Source organism: Insulibacter thermoxylanivorax, from assembly GCF_015472005.1.
Classification (GTDB): domain Bacteria; phylum Bacillota; class Bacilli; order Paenibacillales; family DA-C8; genus Insulibacter; species Insulibacter thermoxylanivorax.
In genome coordinates, this window is record NZ_BMAQ01000003.1 from 100,747 (window position 1) to 119,256 (window position 18,510).

Below are 18,510 nucleotides of genomic sequence, written 5' to 3' on the forward strand. Positions count from 1 at the left end.
CCGCGGTTTGACGACACTCCCCTTGTCTTAAATCCATCTCGCACAGCGGATCATCGATGCTCAGCATAACGATTTGCCTTAGAGACCGAACGGATCTTGCCAAGCTCTTCCTCCGTCAGCGGCGGCGCTTGCGAGGCGGCAGCATTCTCCCGCAGCTGCTCGACGGAGCTGGCGCCCGCCAGCGTCACGCCGACCGCCGGCTGATCCATGCAATAGCGAAGCGCCGTATGCGTTAAGGAGCGCTTGCTCTCGGCGATCTGCTGCAGCTGATCGCGCAGGGCATGCAGCTCCTCCTCCGCATAATCAAGGAAGCCGCCGGCCGCCTTATGCCCGCCGCGGTCCGTCAGGATCCCCTTGGCTAACGGGCCGCGGGCGATGATGCTGATTCCATGCTCCTGCAGCAGCGGGATCACCGCCTCTTCCGCCCGGCGGTCGAGGATGCTGTATTGATTCATCACGCTGATGATATTGGAACGCTTTACGTACTCTCGAATCACGTTCGGGCGGATCGAGGAGATCCCGTACCAGCGAATCCATCCCTGCTCCTTCAACCGCTCGAAGGCCTCGATCGTCTCATCGATCGGATCCTCCATCGTGCCGCCGTGCAGTTGATACAGATCGATATAATCGGTGCGCAAACGGCGCAGGCTGCCTTTAACAGCCTCCATGATATATTCCTTAGAAGGGTCCCATACCCATCCATCCCGGCCTGGGATGATGCGGTTGCCGACCTTCGTCGCCAGCACAACCTCAGATCTGCGGCCTTCCAGCGCCCGGCCGACGATCTCCTCATTAAGCCCTCTGTCATATAGATCCGCCGTGTCGAAGAAATTGATCCCCTGATCCAGCGCCTCATGGATGATCCGGCGGGCGGCCGCCTCATCCGTTCCCAGCGACATGCAGCCGAGACCGATTTCCGACACATAGAGATCTGACTTGCCAAGTCGATTCTTCTTCATCTGTACCTAAGCCCCTTTCTTCGCATCCTCCAATCGCATGCCGAACGATCTGCAAGGATGTGCCTTATTCTCTTCTTGCAACTATGGATTATAGCCCAATCAACCAGTGCGGTCATATCGTCACTTCAGGAGTCTGCTCCGCTGCGGTCCCCGAATGACGGATGTTCAGCACGCAGGTCAGTGCGGCCAACATCATCACCGCTGCATACACAAACAGCGAAGCATAATCGGTCCAATCGATGATCTGGCCGACCAGGGGCGGCGAGATAATCGCTGCCAGAGACGATACAAGATAGTACAGCCCCGTCCGCGTGCCGATGCTCTGCTCCCTGCCTGCGGCGACAACGAAGGGATAGGAATTGATATTGATGCACGCCCAGAAGATGCCGCCCAGGATCAGAAGGATGCGCAGTGCCCAGAGCGAGGAGATGAAGGTGACGGCGCCGAACACGCACATCAAGCCGCTGGCGCCGATGAGGATCATCTTCTTCTTGCCGAACTTCGTACCGAGATAGCCGCTCGGCAGCGCGAAGAGGAGGAATGCCAGCGAGAAGAAGGTCAGCAGGAAGGAAGCAGCCCCGTCGGACAGACCCAGATGATTGGTGCCATACAGCGTGAACATCGCCTCGACACCTTGATAGGCCACGAACCAGAAGAAAATCGCCAGCAGCAAGAACACCGTCGTGCGGTCCAATTCCCCCCGCATGCGAACCTGCTGTTTCTGCGACACGGTATATGAGATCGTATCGCGCTTCTCCTTGATGCTCATGAATACGATGAAGAGCGCCAACAGGGTAAGAAGTCCTGCCGCAGCAAAGGGCAGATTGCGGTTCGCTTCATAGAGGATGGACCCTGCTCCGAAGGCGGCGACGGTGCCGATCCCGCCCATGAAATTGATGATGCCGTTCGCCTTGGAGCGGTTTGCTTCGGGCGTAATATCCGGCATCAACGCTACGGTAGGAGAACGATACAAGCTCATCGACAAGTTCATAAGCAGCATGAACAGCACAAGGGTAAGAAGTGAAGTGTAAAGGGGAATGAGTGCCATGAACACCGCCGCCAGCGGCATGCCGATCATGAGATACGGCATCCTGCGGCCGAATCGCGTATCCGTTCGATCGCTGCGATTGCCGATCCATGGCTGCATGAAGAGCGCGAAGTAGTTGTCGAGGGTCATGAGGAAGCCGACCACCATCGTGCTGCTGATGAATGATTCGAGGAACAGCGGCACAAAAGCATTGTACAAGGCCCAAGTCAAACTGATGCTGAAGAAGCCAAATCCGAGAAGCCAGGTTTTTCTCATCGTCCTACACTCCCCATCATAACAGTGCAGCTCTGCGAACCATCCAGCTAAGCTAACAATGCGGCTAAACGGTCAGGATAATCGGTGATGATGCCGCTGACCCCGGCATCGAGCATGGTGCGCATCTCCGACTCCTCATTCACCGTGAAAGGATGATAACGAATCCCCCATTTCCCGGCTTCCTGAACCCATGCTGGAGTGACCGCCAGCCGATAGGGATGCAGAGCCGAAGCGCCGATTCGCCGCGCATAGACCCAGGGTTCATAGAGCCCTTCCATGTACAGGACGGCGGTCTCAATCTCCGGAGCAGCCTGCTTCATCAGGACGAGGGAATAATGGTTAAAAGACGAGATGATCACCTGTCCGCACATCCGGAAGCGGCGGACGATCTCCGCCGTCCGCTCCTCCATCCCCGGATAGGAGACATGACCATTTTTCAATTCCAGATTCAGCACGAGGTCATGCCGCTTAGCAAGTTCCAATAACTCCTCCAATACGGGGATCTTCTCACCCCGGAATTCCTCCCCGTACCAAGCCCCCGCATCCAGCTGTCTCAGCTCGTCTAACGTGAAGTCCTTCACCCATCCAGAAACGCCCGCCGTCCGCTGCAGCGTCTCGTCATGGATGAGTACGAGCCGTCCATCCCTCGTCATCTGAACATCTGTCTCGATGCCGGTTGCGCCAAGTTCAATCGCCTTGACAAAGGCTGCCATCGTGTTCTCCGGGCAGACCCCGGATGCTCCGCGGTGGGCGAAGTTCACGCATGTACGCATCCTATCCCTCCGTCGATGAAGATCGATCCCTCTGCTGCGATCCGCAGATGGTATGTCCATTGTAAGACTGTATTGTAAACTGGGGATTAACCCTGTGGTCGATATTGATCAAAAAAAGAACGCTTGCCGCTGGCTTCTCGCTGGCTTCTCGCTGCTTCCAACAGCAAATTTACTTATGCTCCAAATGGCGGACCGTCTGCAAGAAGATCTGTTCGATATGATCATCATCCAGGGAATAATAGACGGTCTTGCCCTCTTTGCGGCGCTTGACGATGCGCAGATTGCGCAGATAGCGGAGCTGGTGGGATACCGCTGACTGCCCCATATCGAGGATCACCGTCAGGTCATGTACGCATCGTTCACAACCGATCAGCGCGCTGATGATCTTCACGCGCGTAGGATCGCCAAGTGCTTTGAACAACTCTGCTACATGGTAAGCCTGCTCTTCCGAGATCATATGCTTAGGCCGCAGTGCATCAGCTCCCGTGCCCGTGCCTTGGCAATCTTGCTCGCAATCCATCTCTGACTCACCCGTTTCCTCTTGTTCGTTTCTCTGACTGAATTATACATGAAAATGTCCGTCTTGAATATCTTGCCATTCACTACATGTCATGTTATGATAAGGGTACACATCATATGAATACTTGTTCATATATTAATTTAATCATAATAATTACGATTAAGTAACCCGGTGCTGCCGATTGGATATACTGGTATCACCTCCTCAGCTGGGAATAAGAAGAAACCAGACTGAGCAGGTCATGCGCCGGCAGTTACAAGGAGGATGGAACCGCATGAAGAAGCTGAGACATCATCACGAACACGGGCATGGGCATCACCATCATGGACATCTCCATCATCATGGGCATCATCATGGACACGGACATCATCACGGGCATGCCCATGAACATGCCGCAGACAACCGCAAAGGGCTGACCATCGCCCTGATCATCACCGGCGGCATCATGATCCTGGAGTTCGTCGGCGGTTTGCTTACGAACAGCTTGGCTCTGCTGAGCGACTCAGCCCATATGCTCAGCGATACCGCAGCCATCGCTTTGAGCCTGGCCGCTTTCTGGTTCGCGGCACGGCCTCCTTCAGCGAACAAATCATACGGATACTATCGCTTCGAGATCCTGGCGGCGCTGTTCAACGGCTTAACGCTGTTCGTCATGGCCGGCTTCATCGTCTTCGAAGCCTACGAACGCTTCATCGATCCGCCGGAAGTCGCCGGAGGGACGATGATGGTCATCGCCTTGATCGGGCTGGCAGCCAACCTGATCAGCGCTTGGAGCCTGATGCGGAAGAGCGATATCAAAGGCAATATCAACGTCCGCAGCGCTTACTTGCACATCCTGGGTGATGCTTTGGGCTCCGTGGGCGCTATCTTAGCCGGACTGCTCATGCTCCTGTTCGACTGGTATATCGCCGATCCGATCATCAGCGTGATCGTCGCCTTGCTCATCCTGCGCAGCGCATGGCATGTCGTCAACCACACCATCCATATCTTGATGGAAGGCACCCCCGCGGCCATCGATGCGCGCGAGGTGGAAGAGACGCTGCTTGCCATCCGCGGGGTGAAGAATCTGCACGATCTTCACATCTGGACGATCACCTCGGGCATGGACTCCTTAAGCTGCCATCTGATCATCGAGGATGATCAAGACTGCCAAGTCGTCCTGCAGGAAGCGATCCGCCGCATCGAAGAGCGCTTCCGCATCCAGCACACGACGATCCAGATCGAAAAATCCCAGCTGCAGCATGCACATCTAAGAATATAATGCAAGAAGCGTTCCGCCAATCAGGCAGGAACGCTTCTTGTTGTTATGCATGGAAACAGAACCAAGCGATGCGCACATCGCCGCTTAATCCGATATAGAGATCGCTCGCGTCACCCGGCAGCTGAACGGCTTCGCTGATCGTACACCACGCATCGTTTCTGACGCGGCCCAACCTATTGGTACGCGGCTGCCCTTCGACTTCCATACGTGCGATTAATTCCCCCTGCGGATCATGCACCCGAAGCTCCACGACTCCCCTGCCGCGGGCAGCTGCCCGCATCTCGAAACGCTTCGCGCCGCGGCATAAATCCGCATCTTTGAAGAGGATCCAGCCTCCCGCCGGCCCCTTGGGAACGACGCAAGTGCCGCCTTCGCTGCATTCATCGAGGTACACCGCTTCATAGTCATCATAGTTCTCCGCCTTCGTGTGCTGATAGAGATTGCGCGGCGGAATCGTCTCACCATGCACTGTGATGACGCTCTGCAGTTCGATCTGCGCGGAGGAACGCCCGACCATGATCGTATATTCTCCGTTTTCCACGGCATACCGTTCACGCGTTACATCCCAGAAAGCAAGCTGCTCGCCTTGCAGCGTGAAGGTGATCGTCTGCTGTTCGCCGGGTTTGAGATGCACGCGCTCAAAACCGGACAGCTGCTTCAAAGGGCGCTTCACGCGGGATTGGTTGGCCCGCACATACAGCTGGACGACTTCGTCGCCGGCGAGTGCACCGATATTCTCAACGGTAACGCTGATCGTCAGCTGCCCATCCGCCTGCAGCGCATCAGAGCTAAGAACTAGATCCTTGTACAAGAACTCCGTATAAGATAAACCATGGCCAAAAGGATACAGCGGTTCCCCTTCAAAATACATGTATGTTCGTCCGCCCTTGATGATGTCATAGTCCATCATGTCCGGCAGCTGGTCCACCGAGCGATACCATGTCATATTCAGGCGGCCGGCCGGATTATAATCCCCGAACAGCACATCTGCCAGGGCATGACCGGCTTCTTGCCCGCCGTGGGCTGTGTATACAATCGCCGGCACATGTTCCTCCTCCCAATTCAGCGCGAAGGGATAGCTGCCGATCACGACGACGATCGTGTTCGGATTCGCCTTATAGACTTCGCGGATCAGCCGCTGTTGATGCTCAGGCAGCACCAGGTCCGGACGATCGATCTCTTCCTTGCCGTTGATCAGCGGATGGTTGCCGACGCAGACGATCGCAACGTCGCTTGCCGCTGCTGCTCGCACGGCTTCCTCGATGCCGTCCTTCACCTTCAGAACATGGAACAACGCCGCTTCCGTCTCTGCTTCTTCACCGCCAGCAACCACCAGCCGTTCTTCCTCGTCGATCGTCACCGGACATTCATTCCAAGTCCGCAGGTTATAGGTATCCTGACCTTCCGCATCCTGGCCGGTCTTGCTCAGGGTGAACTGCTCCTTGACAAACCAGCCCCATACATCCTGAGCTGAGGCGCTGACCGTCTCATCATCCGTCGTGACGTAAGCACCATTGGCCATGGAGCGCAGGGTCAGCCGCCCCCATCCCCAATCCGTCACCTTATACCTTGAAGAGGTGTCACCCGCCGTCTTATCCGCCGTTAACTCATCCCGGTCATAGCTGTGCGGACCGACATACCGGCCGCTCTTCGCCGAACGAAGAAGGATCTCATCACAGCCGTCCGCATAACGGATTCTGTCCGCGGATATCTTGCCGGCGATCCCGGCCAGCGGCGTCACACGATAAGGAAGCTGCCCCGTATACCAGTCGCGGTATACGACATCGGCCAGCGGACCGATGACGGCTGCGCTGTTCAGCTTGTTCTTATCCAGGGGCAGGATGCGCGGTTCGTTCTTCAGCAGGACGATCGCTTCACGGGCAGCGCGGAGCGCAAGCTCACGATGTTCAGCCCGATAGATCACAGCCTCCGAGATTTTCGCATAAGGGTTCCGTTCCTCGGGATCGAACTGTCCTAATCGGAAACGGATGCGGAAGACCCTGCGCAGGGCGCGGTCCAGATCGGCTTCTTCCAGCAGCCCCCGTTCGATCGCTTCATGCAGCGCGCGGATCACCAGATCCCGGTCATCGGTGATGCAGTCAATCCCGCCTTTGACAGCCAGCGCCACTGCCTCCGCATAGGTATCGCAATACCGATGATCGTCGACGGTCTGATGCAGATCTGCCCCGTCACAGACGATGAAGCCGTCCAGTTCCCATTCATCCTTCACGATCTCCTGTACATCCGGATGACAGATCGCCGGCGTACCGTTGATCTCGTTGTAGGCGGTCATCATGGAGTGAGCGGCCCTTTCCCGAATCGCCGGTTCAAAGGCTTTCAGATAATACTCCCGCTTATTCCGCGGATCGATGGAGGAAGAACTGCGGAGCCTCTCATGTTCATTGTTGTTCGCATAGAAATGTTTCAAAGATGCAACTGCCTTAATATAGAACGGATGATCTCCGCGCATTCCCTTGGCATAGGCAGCGGACATCATCCCCGTCAGATGGGGATCTTCCCCATAGGCTTCTTCCGTCCGCCCCCATCTCGGATCCCGTTCCATATCCACCGTCGGCGCCCACAGGGTCAAGCCGCCCGACTCATTGCGTTTCTTATAATATGCTCTGGCTTCATCGCCCACCGCACTGCCGATGGCCAGCATCAGATCCGGGTTCCAGGTGCAGGCGAGCCCGAGCGTCTGCGGGAATACCGTCGTCGAACCTTCTCGTGCCACAAGGCCGTGCGCCGCTTCTCCGCCCACATTGTATTCGCGGATCCCTAACCGTTCCACGGTCATCTGGCGCGTTGGCATGAGCGAGATCTTCTCACTCAAAGTCAAACGGGAGATGAGATCCTCCACCCGCTCATCCACAGGCAGATTCGGATCCTGGAACGGATACTTCGGTTGACTGTTCTTAGCCATCCTTGCGGCCTCCTTATTTAATATCATCATGATAAAAAACAACCTAACGCCGCTGGAGAACGCTTACATTTCACTGAAGTTATAAAAGCCGCTGAGCACAATGGCAGAAAAACCTTGGCAGTGCGCAGACATCTGCCAAGGTTTCTGCTGTGACTGCGATGCGGTCAGCCGCATGAAACGATTAACCGTATCGCACGTCTTAGGAGAGCGTAACTACGATCTGTTGGGCACCCTTCGCAGGGATGATGCGCAGACCTTGTTCCGTCTTCTCCGCTGTTCCTCCTTCAACATTCGCAGCCTCAGCGATGCCGCGAAGCACGAAGGAGTAGTTCTTATCGACACCGCTGCCGTCAACGTTCAGCGTGATCTTCGATCCTTCCAGCAGAGCGGATGCTTGCAGCTCCAGCTCAGCCTTGATGTTGTAGATGTCCGCTGTTGCAGCCTTGCCCTCTTCCAGAGCAAATACATGCAGCTCGGCACCTTCTACATAGTCATAGTCAGGACGACGGTCGTTCGCACCAATCGCCAGGATCGAGTTCGGACGCACCATGAGCGGCAGGCTGAAATAGTCATGCTTCTCGTAGTGCCATCCGCCTTCGACTTCTGCTCCTGTGATGAGGTTAGTCCAGCGGCCCTTCGGCAGGTAGTATCTGACCGTGCCTTCTTCGTTGAAGATCGGCGCTACAAGCAGCTTGTCTCCGAGCATATATTGCAGATCAAGCGGATGTGTAGTCGGATCTTCTGCGCCGAACTCCAGCACCATCGGACGCATCATCGGCACACCGTATTGTGTGGCTTCCACAGCTTTGCTGAACAGGTAAGGCATCAGTCTGCTCTTCAGCTTCGTGAAGTGGCGCAGGACATCAACCGCTTCTTCCCCGAACAGCCACGGCACGCGGTAGGAACTGCTGCCATGCAGACGGCTGTGGGAGGACAGCATACCGAAGGCTACCCAGCGCTTGTAGATATCCGGCGGTGCGGTATTCTCGAAACCGCTGATATCGTGGCTCCAGAAACCAAATCCGCTGAGTCCGAGGGATAGTCCGCCGCGCAGCGTCTCCGCCATCGACAGATAGTTCGCGGAGTTGTCGCCGCCCCAGTGAACGGGGAACTGCTGTCCGCCGGCTGTTGCGGAGCGTGCGAAGAGCATCGCTTCGTTCTTGCCAAGCTTCTCTTCCAGCACCTCGAACACGGCCTTGTTGTACAGGTAGGTGTAGTAGTTGTGCATCTTCACTGGGTCAGACCCGTCATAGTACACAACATCCGTCGGGATGCGCTCGCCGAAGTCCGTCTTGAAGGTGTCCACACCCATGTCAACAAGCGCTCGCAGCTTGTCTTGGTACCACTTGGTCGCTTCCGGATTGGTGAAGTCGACCAGACCCATGCCGGCTTGCCACATATCCCACTGCCAGACATCGCCTTCCGGCGTCTTCACCAGATAACCCTTCTCCATGCCTTCCTTGAAGAGCGGGGACTTCTGAGCGATATATGGGTTGATCCAGACGCTGATCTTAAGCCCCTTGTCCTTCAGTCGCTTCAACATGCCTTCCGGATCCGGGAATACATCCTCATCCCACTGGAAGTTGCACCATTCGTACTCCTTCATCCAGAAACAGTCATAGTGGAAAACATGCAGCGGAATGTCCCGTTCGAACATGCCGTCGATGAAGCTGTTGACGGTTTCTTCGTCATAGCTGGTCGTAAACGACGTCGTCAGCCACAGCCCGAAGGACCAAGCAGGAGGCAGCGCCGGCTTACCGGTCAATGCGGTATAGTTGTTCAGCACATCCTTCATGTCCTCGCCGCCGATGACGAAGTATTCGAGACGTTCACCCGGTACGCTGAATTGCACCTTGGATACGTTCTCGCTTGCTACCTCGAAGGAGACGCGCTCCGGATGGTTCACGAAGATTCCGTATCCGTAGTTGGAGATATAGAATGGAACGTTCTTATAGGCTTGTTCACTGCTGGTGCCGCCGTCCTCATTCCAGATATCGACGACTTGACCGTTCTTTACGAAAGGCGTGAAGCGCTCGCCCATCCCGTAGACATACTCGCCGATGCCCAGGTCAAGCTGTTCGCGCATATAGTCGCCTTCGCCTTCGACCTCGATGGTCGCTGCACCTCTCCAGCCGTTGCCTGTCAGGCGGCGACCGTCGTAGATGTAGTCGACTTTCCACTCGTCCCCCTTCGCCACCCGCACTTGCAGCTTGCCGCTGGTGAGGCTGGCTTCGTGCTCATCGTTGCGGATGATGACCTCCGTTGGCGCCTCATACAGCTCGAACTCCGGTCCGCGCTTGACACGTCCTGCGTGGTGGATGTACTCGCAGCGGATGATATTCGGACGCGGAGAGCTGTACTTAATCGTAATCAGTGTAGCGTTCAGCGTATCGCCCCTGTGTCTTACGTGCTTCGTTGCCGCGTAGACGTACATTGCATCGTCCGTCACTTGCACATCGCGCACTTCAACAGGATTTTGGATCGTGACGCCTTCACGCACTAACCAAAAACCGTCCGTAAACTTCACTTAAGAACACCGCCTTTTCATATGATGAATAGAATTGAAGTTTGAATTGATTAGGTTGCCCTTTCTAAGTATAATAATATTGATTATTTTTCTGTTTTTCTTGCTGTATTTTGACTATGAGTTTCATTATTTTGATATACCCCTTTCATTCGCATGGCACTCACACCTTTATCAAGCGTCCCTGTCTATTTTTGCAATATATCTCAGGAGGAATGAGCGGTGAATACCGATCTATTACGATTACGGGAAGACCGGGTGCACGGGCTGCCAACTTACCCGGTCAGCATCTATGAGGTCAGCGAGACCGACGGCAAGGTATTATTCGACTGTCACTGGCACGATGAATTGGAGTTCATCCTCATCACGGAAGGCATCGTCCGGGTACAGCTCGATATAAGTGAATATGAACTGCGCCCCGGTCAGGCGGTATTCGTAAACAGCGGCATCCTGCACGGCGCCTTCTCCGGCGATCCGGCCGGCCGCTGCAGCCTCTATTCCGTCGTCTTCCATCCGGAGTTTCTTGCAAGCAGAAATAACGACATCCTGCAGCAGCAATATCTTGAGCCGCTGATCCGCAATCAATTCAGGCTTTCCCCGATCTTCAGAGGCACTACAGATGCCGAACAAACGCTGATTTCCCATCTGCAAGCGATCATCAAGACGAATATCGAGCAGGAAGCCGCCTATGAGATGATCACCAAGTCCCGGCTCTACATGATGCTCGCCCTGATGCTCGCCGATCGCAAGCCCACCTCAGCACCATCGCGCAGCGAGGCGCTGCGGATCGAGCGACTGAAACAAGTGCTGTCATACATCCATCGTCACTATCAGGAACCGATCCGGATCAAGGATCTCGCTGAGGAATTGAATATGAGCGAGGAGCATTTTTGCCGTTTCTTTAAGAAGATGATGAAACGCAGCGCAGTGTCTTATATCAACGAGTACCGCATGCAGCAGGCGAAGATGCTGCTGACGGAGACGGACAGCAAGATTCTTGATGTCGCTCTGCAGGTAGGATTCGACAATCTGAGCTATTTTATAACGGTATTTAAACAACATCACGGCATAACCCCATCGCAATACCGTAAGCTCCACGCTTAATCACTACATGCAGCATCACTCAACCTGCGCTAATCCTGTACATGCGCTGATCCTGCACCTGCGCTGATTTCGCACCTGTACTGAATCTGCACCTGCGCTGATCCTGCATCCCATCCGCTTAGCTCTGCGGTGTTTTTTTTGTTTTTTTTTTTCGATTCCCAAAACAATTCAAATGCTGTTCACGTTATAATGAGTAGAGATAGATTCATGAAAGCTTAACATGTTGGAGGCTCTTATGTGTTCTTCTATGATCCGATATATCCTGCAGCCTTGGTTCCTGATGTTGATTCTTATATGGAGCAAGATCGCCTATACCAGACACATCATCGTGGGAGGAAGCGTATGGGAGTCTCTCTATATCGAAACTCCCGTGCTCGTCGTCATGATCGTCTTGATCGAGTGGATCTGGCAGACGAAGCCCCGCGCTCGCTTCATCGTATATGTTCTGATCAATGGTCTATTGTCGTTTGTTTTTTTTGCATTGATTGTCTACTATCGGTATTTCAATACTCTGGCCACCTATACTTCACTGTTTGACCTGGGTCAAGCCGGTGATGTCACCGCCAGCATCGCCTCATTGATCCAGCCGCAATATTACTTGCTGTTCGCAGATATCCCTCTATTGATAGCAGCAGCGATGTCCTGGCTCATCCTTCGCAAGCGGCGGCGTACCGAAGGCCGTCTGCCGGCGCTGCCCGTCCGCAATCGCTATGGTTTCGCCTGTGTTCTGGCTGCCATGACGATCGCCTTGCTGAATGTGCTGCAAGCTATCGGCGGCGGTACGGTGAACGAACTGGTTAAAGCGAAGGACATGGGATTGATCACCTATCAAGCCTATGCGGTATATGCTGATGCGAAGCGGATGCTGAACAAGGATCAGCAGACGATCTCGCCGGAGGCGATCCGCCGCGTGAAGGGCATCAAGCTGGCTGAGGACCCGGCATGGCACGGCATCGCTGAAGGCAAGGATGTCTATGTCGTACAATTGGAATCCTTCCACGATTGGGTAATCGGACTGGAAGTGGGAGGACAAGAGGTCACCCCGAATCTAAACCGCTTGCTGGACGAGAGTTTCTACTTCGACCGCATCTATCAGCAGATCGGTAAGGGCAATACCTCTGATGCTGAGTTCGTGATGAATACCTCCCTGTACCCGACCGGAATCATGCCGATGTCCAGACAAACGGCGGGGATGATCGTGCCGTCTCTGCCGCGGTATCTCAAGCCTTACGGCTACGAGTCGGTGACGATGCACACGAATCAGGTGAAGTTCTGGGACCGCAACTTGATGTATCAAGCGCTGGGATTCGACGCTTATTACGATAAGGAATTCTTCGGTGAGGAGGATTACCTTCACTTCGGAGCTTCCGATGAGGTGTTGTTCCGCAGGTCGATAGAGGTATTCTTGGAGATCAAGGAGCGGGGCAAGCCCATCTATGCGAATCTGATCACGATGTCGAGTCACAATCCCTTCGAGTTGCCGGACGAGAAACGGATGCTGGAGCTTCCGGACCATCTAGCGGGGACGTTCCTCGGCAACTATCTCGAGTCCGTACACTATGCCGATTACGCCTTCGGGATCTGGATCGATGAACTGAAGGCGCACGGCCTGTGGGAGGATGCGATGCTGGTCATCTACGGGGACCACTTTGGGGTGTCGGATACTGCAGCGGAAGAAGACCTGGAAGCTGCTGCGGAATTGCTCTCCGTCGGATATTATTCCAAGGAGCAGATGTTTAACGTCCCCCTCATCATCCGCGTGCCCGGTCTGGAAGAAGGCGTCGTTCGGCATAATATGGGCGGACAGATCGATATCCTGCCGACGATCATGAATCTCCTCGGCATCCGCTATGATGATCTGGTCATCTTCGGGCAGGATCTGTTGAACCATGAGCGGAATCTGATCGGCCAGCGCACCTATCTGCCCTCCGGCAGTTTCATCAATGAAGAAGTCATCTTCATCCCGGGAGCAGGCCTGGAGGACGGCTGGATGGTGCCCCTGGAGGATCCGCTGATGGAGACCAAGAGCCCGCTCCATTATAGGGACGATTACCATCGCGCCCTCAGGCTGCTGAGCATGTCCGATGCCTATATCGCCTCGCTGCCGATGCAGGAAGCGGTGCCCGTAATGGCAGCGACGGAGGAATGATGTTGAGACGGCAAAGATGATCATCTCACTGGCCGATCCAGCATCACCACAGCTGAGTCGACAGTTTTTGTCGTCTCAGCTGGCGCGAAGATCGGTTCTATGGGTGAGACAACAATTACTGTCTTCTGAGGATGCGCATTGCACAAGCGGAGTGCAAATCGACATTCGTATCGTCAGATATATCGCCTCAGCACCCGCAGGCTCAGAAACAGCACTTAAATCAACAGAAACTGCCTTTTCAGCGCACGTAAATACAAATAAGCGCAACTGAGAAGGCAGTTTCTGTTGTTTCAGAACCAATCCTTATTGCTCCTGCTGGATCCGCTGCATAAACTCCTCCATCGCACTGTAACCTTGCTGACGCAGGTACCAATTGTTCGCCGCCGCCTCGATCAATCCGGCGACATCCCGGCCCGGCTGCAGCTGGATCTCGATATGAGGAACCTTCACATCCATGTATTCAACGGTTTTCTCTACCCAATCCAGTTCATTGTTGAGCTCGTCTTCCCGCCACTGGGTCAGCTCGATATCCAGGGAGATGCGCGTCTCATCCTGAAAGGCCTTCCTCCCGTACAGACGGCTGACATTGATCAAACCGATGCTGCGCAGGGCGAGGAATTCGCGGTTCGTATTGTTGTGCGTGCCCAAGAGCGTCGTCGGACTAAGCTTCTTCAGCACGACCATGTCGTCGGCAACAAGACGGTGTCCCCTGCGGATCAGGGTATGTGCCGTTTCGCTTTTGCCGACGCCGGATTTGCCCCGCAGCAGGATGCCGATGCCGGACACATTCACGCATACGCCATGCACGGCGATCTCCGGTGCCAAGGCTTTCATCAGATACGCATCCAGCCTCGCGATGAACTCCGTCGTCGTCTCGGCCGTGCGAAGCAGCGGGATCTGCTCTTGATCGCAGTATTTCATCAGATATTTGAGACCTTCTTGGTTAGCCGTTACGATGAAGCATGGCGGGTGGTATTTGACGATGTTTCCTATATGTAGATTGCGCTCTTCTTCGGTCTGTCTGTGCAGATAGGTGATCTCCTTGCGGCCGAGCACCTGCACGCGTTCCATCGGGAAGAAATCGAAGTAACCGACGAACTCGAGACCCGGACGATGCGCTCTGGCTTTCGTGATCTTACGGTCCAGCTGATTCTCACCAGCCAGCACTTCCAACCGAAACTGTCTCACTAAGTCGCTTACAGTAATCGACTTCATGCTAATATCTCCTCTATCCTCATCTAGTTTAATCCTTTATAATAACATACATATGATTCCTAAGTTAATTGTACACAGCGCCTCCCTTTCCTTCAACGACATTTCACATTCTTGGCAGCTATGATGTTCTTATAAGCAGCATACCCTCCTTGTCCTGAATCATATAATAAACTGGCGCTTTCCGTTCAAAAGCAGAAGCCGGCGCGTGATCCCGGGCATCATGAATCGATCTATCGAGCATACATCCTCCTATGATGCATGAGCCTGATCCATGAGTCAGATCCATACGCCGCCGGCCGAGCCCTTCTTAACCACAACGTACAGGAGGTGTTCGCTGTGACTTATTGTCCAACATGGACGTACCATGGGATTACCAATGAAGTTTTTCAGAAACTGCAGGATTTGGGACGAGATCAGGGATTTGCGATTCCGAAGACACCGTCGGGCGGATTTACCGTGCAGGCCGCCGGAATGAAGATTCACTTTCGCTATGCCTGGAACAAAAGCAGTCGTTCTTTACAGCTGACCTGCACATCCCGCCCCCCGCTCCTCGGCTGTTCAGCCATCAAATCGATCGCAGACCAGATCGTGCGCCAAAGCGGCGGCAACCCCGCTTAAACCAGGGCAGCCAAGCCGACCTACAGAACGCTTATTGCCTATTGCCGCCCGCTTCTCTCCTGTGCCGAGATGCCGAGTCAGCAAATCGATTCTGGGGCAGTTGGCTGTCAGGGGAAGCTATCAGCGCCCAGCTTCCCAGGCTTCCCAGGCTCCACCGACTTATTCAGCTTGCTCAGCTTATTCCGCTCACCCGACACCCTCAGACACTTCAGGCTCCCTATATCTTACCCTTCATCTCCTGCATCGAGGCTAACATATCCAGCATCTGCATCCGCAGCCCTTCATGCAGGGAGGTCCGCGGGCGATAACCGAGGAACCGTTCCGCCTTGCTGATATCTGCCCACGTATGGCGCGGTTCGCCCTGCGCCCTGGGCCGCCATTCGATCTTTGCTTTGCGGCCGAAGAGTTCCTCCAAGATGGCGACGGCTTCCCGCACAGAAGCGCGCTGCCTGCCGCCGATGTTCATCGTTTCACCGATGATCCCCGGCGCGTACGCAGCGGCCGCAATCGCCTCTACCCCGTCGCCGATGTACGTGAAGTCCCGCGTCTGCAGACCGTCCCCATGGATCGTAATCGGACAGTCATCGATGAAGCTGCGGATGAAGCGATGAAAGGCCATATCCGGCCGCTGACGCGGTCCATACACGGTAAAGAAGCGCAGGATGATCACGGGCACATCGTGATTATGCTCATACACCCGGCACAAGTATTCACCCGTCAGTTTCGTCACCCCATAGGGGGATAACGGCGCTGGGGTTCGATCCTCAGTCACAGCTCCCAACTGTTCTCCATAGATCGAAGAAGTGGACGCATAGATGAAGCGCTTGAGCGGCACCGCTGCAACGGCTTCCAAGAGCCGCTGTGTCGCTTCGATATTATAGACGCTGTATCGATGAAAGTCGCTTCCCCAACTGGTGCGCACCCCCGGCATGCCGGCCAGATGGAAGACCGTGTCCACGCCTTCCAATAATTCATGCAAAGGCAGATCCATCAGATTCCCTTCGATCAAGCGGAACCGAGGATGAGTGGTTAACAAGCGCAGGTTATAAGCAGCAATCCGCGGTTTCAGCAGGGCATCGACCCCGATCACATCATTCCCATCCGCTAACAACCGCTCGCAAAGATGGGAGCCGATGAAGCCGGCCGCCCCCGTGACCAAGATCCTCATACTTGACTGTTCATCCTCTCCGGGTGATGTTCGCTGCAAGAGACGTCAGGCCCGATCGATTCCGCATTCGTCCCGATTCCCCAGTATTCATAGCCCAGCTCCCGCAAGCGCCGGCCGCTCAGCATATTCTTCCCGTCGAAGATGATCGGCCGGTGCATCTTCGCTTTCAGCTTCGCCCAATCCGCTCCGGCATACTGATCCCAATCGGCTGCGATGATCACAGCATCCGCATCATACAGCGCGCCTTCCATCGTCTCAAATTGCTTCACCCGCGTCCTAGGATAAATCTCCGGCAAGCGGGCTAATGGATCGTGAGCTTGCACATAGGCATGCCTCCGGAGAAGCTCATCGATTATCGCTAGAGAAGGCGATTCGCGCAGATCATCGGTGTCCTTTTTGAAAGACAGGCCGAGCACGGCCACCGTCTTGTTCTCGAAACCTCCAATCGCTGGTTCCCAGAGATCGATTGCATACCGTACCTGAGTGCGATTGACCTCGTGAGCCTGTTCAACGATCGTCAACTTCGTCCCATGGCGATGCGCCTCATGGATCAAAGCTTGGATGTCCTTGGGAAAACAAGAACCGCCGAAGCCGATACCCGCATGCAGGAACCGCCTGCCAATCCGGCTGTCCAGTCCCATTCCCGCCGCCACATCCCTTACATCGACGCCGATGCGGTCGCATAACCTCGCCAATTCATTGATGTAGGAGATCTTCACAGCAAGATATGCATTAGATGCATACTTGATCAGCTCCGCCGTACGCGGCGAACACAGCACCATCGGACAGGAGATGCCCTTGTACAACCGCTGTACTTTACGAGCAGCCTCAGGCTGATGACTGCCGATGACGATCCGTTCAGGGTGAAAAGCGTCATAGAGCGCCCTTCCTTCGCGCAGGAATTCCGGATTGGATACAACATCAAAGGATATATTCGATGGTTGAGCTCCGGCAATCCAGGCAGCCACCTTCTCATTCGTCCCCACCGGCACCGTGCTTTTGATGACGACGAGTTTGTCGTCTTGCATGTATCTGCCGATACTTACCGCAGCTTGCTCGATATATTGTAAATCCGCACTGCCGTCTTCCTTCGCAGGCGTTCCAACACAGATGAAGATAGTCTCACATTCGGAGATCGCTTTTTGGAGATCCGATGTAAATCGAATCCTGCCGGTCTCTCCATGTTCTTTCAACTTGTCGCTGAGACCGGGTTCATAGAAAGGAAGGCTTCCTCTGGCTAAGGCTGACAGTCTTTCTTCATTCGGATCATAGCCGATGACATTCCAGCCCAAATCTGCAAACACAAGTCCAGTCGTTGCACCGACATATCCCAAGCCCATGATTAGGATCTTCATCTCCTACCCCCCTCCTTCGAATGTTAATCTACTGTATGAATATCTTCTAAGGACTGGCAGGGGTAAGTAACCAAGGAATTGTAAAATGTGTTTAAGCAATGTAAATCCCGTGTAAAATCACAGGCGCAGGCTTGAGCAAATATCAAGTAAATATTAGACAATCTTTTTCCCTCGTTCGTCCATACCAAGCCGCAGCCTGATGAATAACATGCAGAGACAAAACCTATTACCCACATGAAAGGGATGAGTGAATCTTGGCAAGAGAGGATATCATCAGGGAACTGCTTAACGAGCGGGATGACGTCGTTGAACTGCAGGTACAATACACGAACGGCGAGGTGGAAGACTATAACCTTCTGCAAAGCAGTGCAGAATCCGTTCTTGACGACATCGAATGGGAGCGCGTAAAGGAAATCGAACTGGAATACGCCACCGGGGAAGAGCGTGAAGTGGACTTCGAAGAGCTTGAAGACAGCGATGACGATGATGACGACGAGGATAACATTGATGACGAAGATGAGGACGATGATGACGACGAGGATAACGATGTCGTTTTTGCCGAAGATGAAGATGAAGATGATGATGAGGACGATGAAGACGATGAAGACGATGAAGACGACGAGGATGTTTAAGTAAAA

14 protein-coding genes are annotated in these 18,510 nt (G+C 54.4%); 5 read left to right on the forward strand and 9 right to left on the reverse strand.

The genetic code is table 11. The annotated features are described in order from the left end of the window. Positions 1–50: 50 nt before the first annotated feature. From PRECH8_RS02105 to PRECH8_RS02120, 4 genes are all read right to left on the reverse strand, one after another. Positions 51–959, reverse strand: coding sequence for an aldo/keto reductase (locus PRECH8_RS02105; RefSeq protein WP_200965415.1), 909 nt, complete (start codon positions 957–959; stop codon positions 51–53). A 112-nt stretch (positions 960–1,071) separates the two neighbouring features. After that, the gene (locus tag PRECH8_RS02110) at positions 1,072–2,262 is read right to left on the reverse strand and encodes an SLC45 family MFS transporter (protein WP_200965416.1); all 1,191 of its coding nucleotides are present in this window, start codon (positions 2,260–2,262) and stop codon (positions 1,072–1,074) included. A 47-nt stretch (positions 2,263–2,309) separates the two neighbouring features. Continuing rightward, positions 2,310–3,035, reverse strand: a complete 726-nt coding sequence (locus tag PRECH8_RS02115) for a glycerophosphodiester phosphodiesterase (RefSeq protein ID WP_200965417.1) — start codon at positions 3,033–3,035, stop codon at positions 2,310–2,312. 169 nt (positions 3,036–3,204) lie between these two features. Beyond that, positions 3,205–3,555, reverse strand: coding sequence for an ArsR/SmtB family transcription factor (locus tag PRECH8_RS02120; protein ID WP_200965418.1), 351 nt, complete (start codon positions 3,553–3,555; stop codon positions 3,205–3,207). A gap of 274 nt (positions 3,556–3,829) precedes the next feature. Between PRECH8_RS02120 and PRECH8_RS02125 the strand changes: the two genes are divergently transcribed. After that, positions 3,830–4,816 (forward strand): cation diffusion facilitator family transporter, encoded by a 987-nt coding sequence (locus PRECH8_RS02125; RefSeq protein WP_200965419.1) that lies wholly within the window; start codon positions 3,830–3,832, stop codon positions 4,814–4,816. Positions 4,817–4,859: 43 nt separating this feature from the next. On the opposite strand, the gene PRECH8_RS02130 is transcribed toward PRECH8_RS02125, so the two are convergent. Together PRECH8_RS02130 and yicI are read right to left on the reverse strand one after the other, a co-directional pair. After that, a complete protein-coding gene (locus tag PRECH8_RS02130; RefSeq protein WP_200965420.1) occupies positions 4,860–7,739 on the reverse strand; it encodes a glycoside hydrolase family 3 protein in 2,880 nt (959 codons plus the stop codon). Positions 7,740–7,938: 199 nt separating this feature from the next. Beyond that, entirely contained in the window at positions 7,939–10,266 is a 2,328-nt protein-coding gene (gene yicI, locus PRECH8_RS02135) for an alpha-xylosidase (protein ID WP_200965421.1), read from the reverse strand. A gap of 219 nt (positions 10,267–10,485) precedes the next feature. Between yicI and PRECH8_RS02140 the strand changes: the two genes are divergently transcribed. Together PRECH8_RS02140 and PRECH8_RS02145 are read left to right on the forward strand one after the other, a co-directional pair. Beyond that, positions 10,486–11,367: a helix-turn-helix transcriptional regulator gene (locus tag PRECH8_RS02140; protein WP_200965422.1), complete on the forward strand. Its 882-nt coding sequence runs from the start codon at positions 10,486–10,488 to the stop codon at positions 11,365–11,367. Positions 11,368–11,614: 247 nt separating this feature from the next. Then, positions 11,615–13,516 carry an LTA synthase family protein gene (locus PRECH8_RS02145; RefSeq protein ID WP_200965423.1) on the forward strand — a complete coding sequence of 634 codons (1,902 nt, stop codon included), beginning with the start codon at positions 11,615–11,617 and terminating at the stop codon, positions 13,514–13,516. 303 nt (positions 13,517–13,819) lie between these two features. On the opposite strand, the gene hprK is transcribed toward PRECH8_RS02145, so the two are convergent. Next, positions 13,820–14,731, reverse strand: coding sequence for an HPr(Ser) kinase/phosphatase (gene hprK, locus PRECH8_RS02150; protein WP_200965424.1), 912 nt, complete (start codon positions 14,729–14,731; stop codon positions 13,820–13,822). 336 nt (positions 14,732–15,067) lie between these two features. On the opposite strand from hprK, the gene PRECH8_RS02155 reads away from it, so the two are divergent. Then, entirely contained in the window at positions 15,068–15,349 is a 282-nt protein-coding gene (locus PRECH8_RS02155) for a hypothetical protein (RefSeq protein ID WP_200965425.1), read from the forward strand. A 217-nt stretch (positions 15,350–15,566) separates the two neighbouring features. Here the strand turns inward: PRECH8_RS02155 and PRECH8_RS02160 are convergent, their stop codons facing one another. Both PRECH8_RS02160 and PRECH8_RS02165 read right to left on the reverse strand, forming a co-directional pair. After that, on the reverse strand, positions 15,567–16,517 hold the full coding sequence (locus PRECH8_RS02160) for an NAD-dependent epimerase/dehydratase family protein (RefSeq protein ID WP_200965426.1): 951 nt from the start codon (positions 16,515–16,517) through the stop codon (positions 15,567–15,569). Continuing rightward, positions 16,514–17,872, reverse strand: a complete 1,359-nt coding sequence (locus tag PRECH8_RS02165; RefSeq protein ID WP_200965427.1) for a UDP-glucose dehydrogenase family protein — start codon at positions 17,870–17,872, stop codon at positions 16,514–16,516. Before PRECH8_RS02165 ends, PRECH8_RS02160 begins: the two co-directional genes overlap by 4 nt. Positions 17,873–18,126: 254 nt before the next feature. Here PRECH8_RS02165 and PRECH8_RS02170 point away from each other — a divergent pair, with 254 nt between their 5' ends. After that, positions 18,127–18,504, forward strand: coding sequence for a hypothetical protein (locus PRECH8_RS02170; protein ID WP_200965428.1), 378 nt, complete (start codon positions 18,127–18,129; stop codon positions 18,502–18,504). Positions 18,505–18,510: the final 6 nt, after the last annotated feature.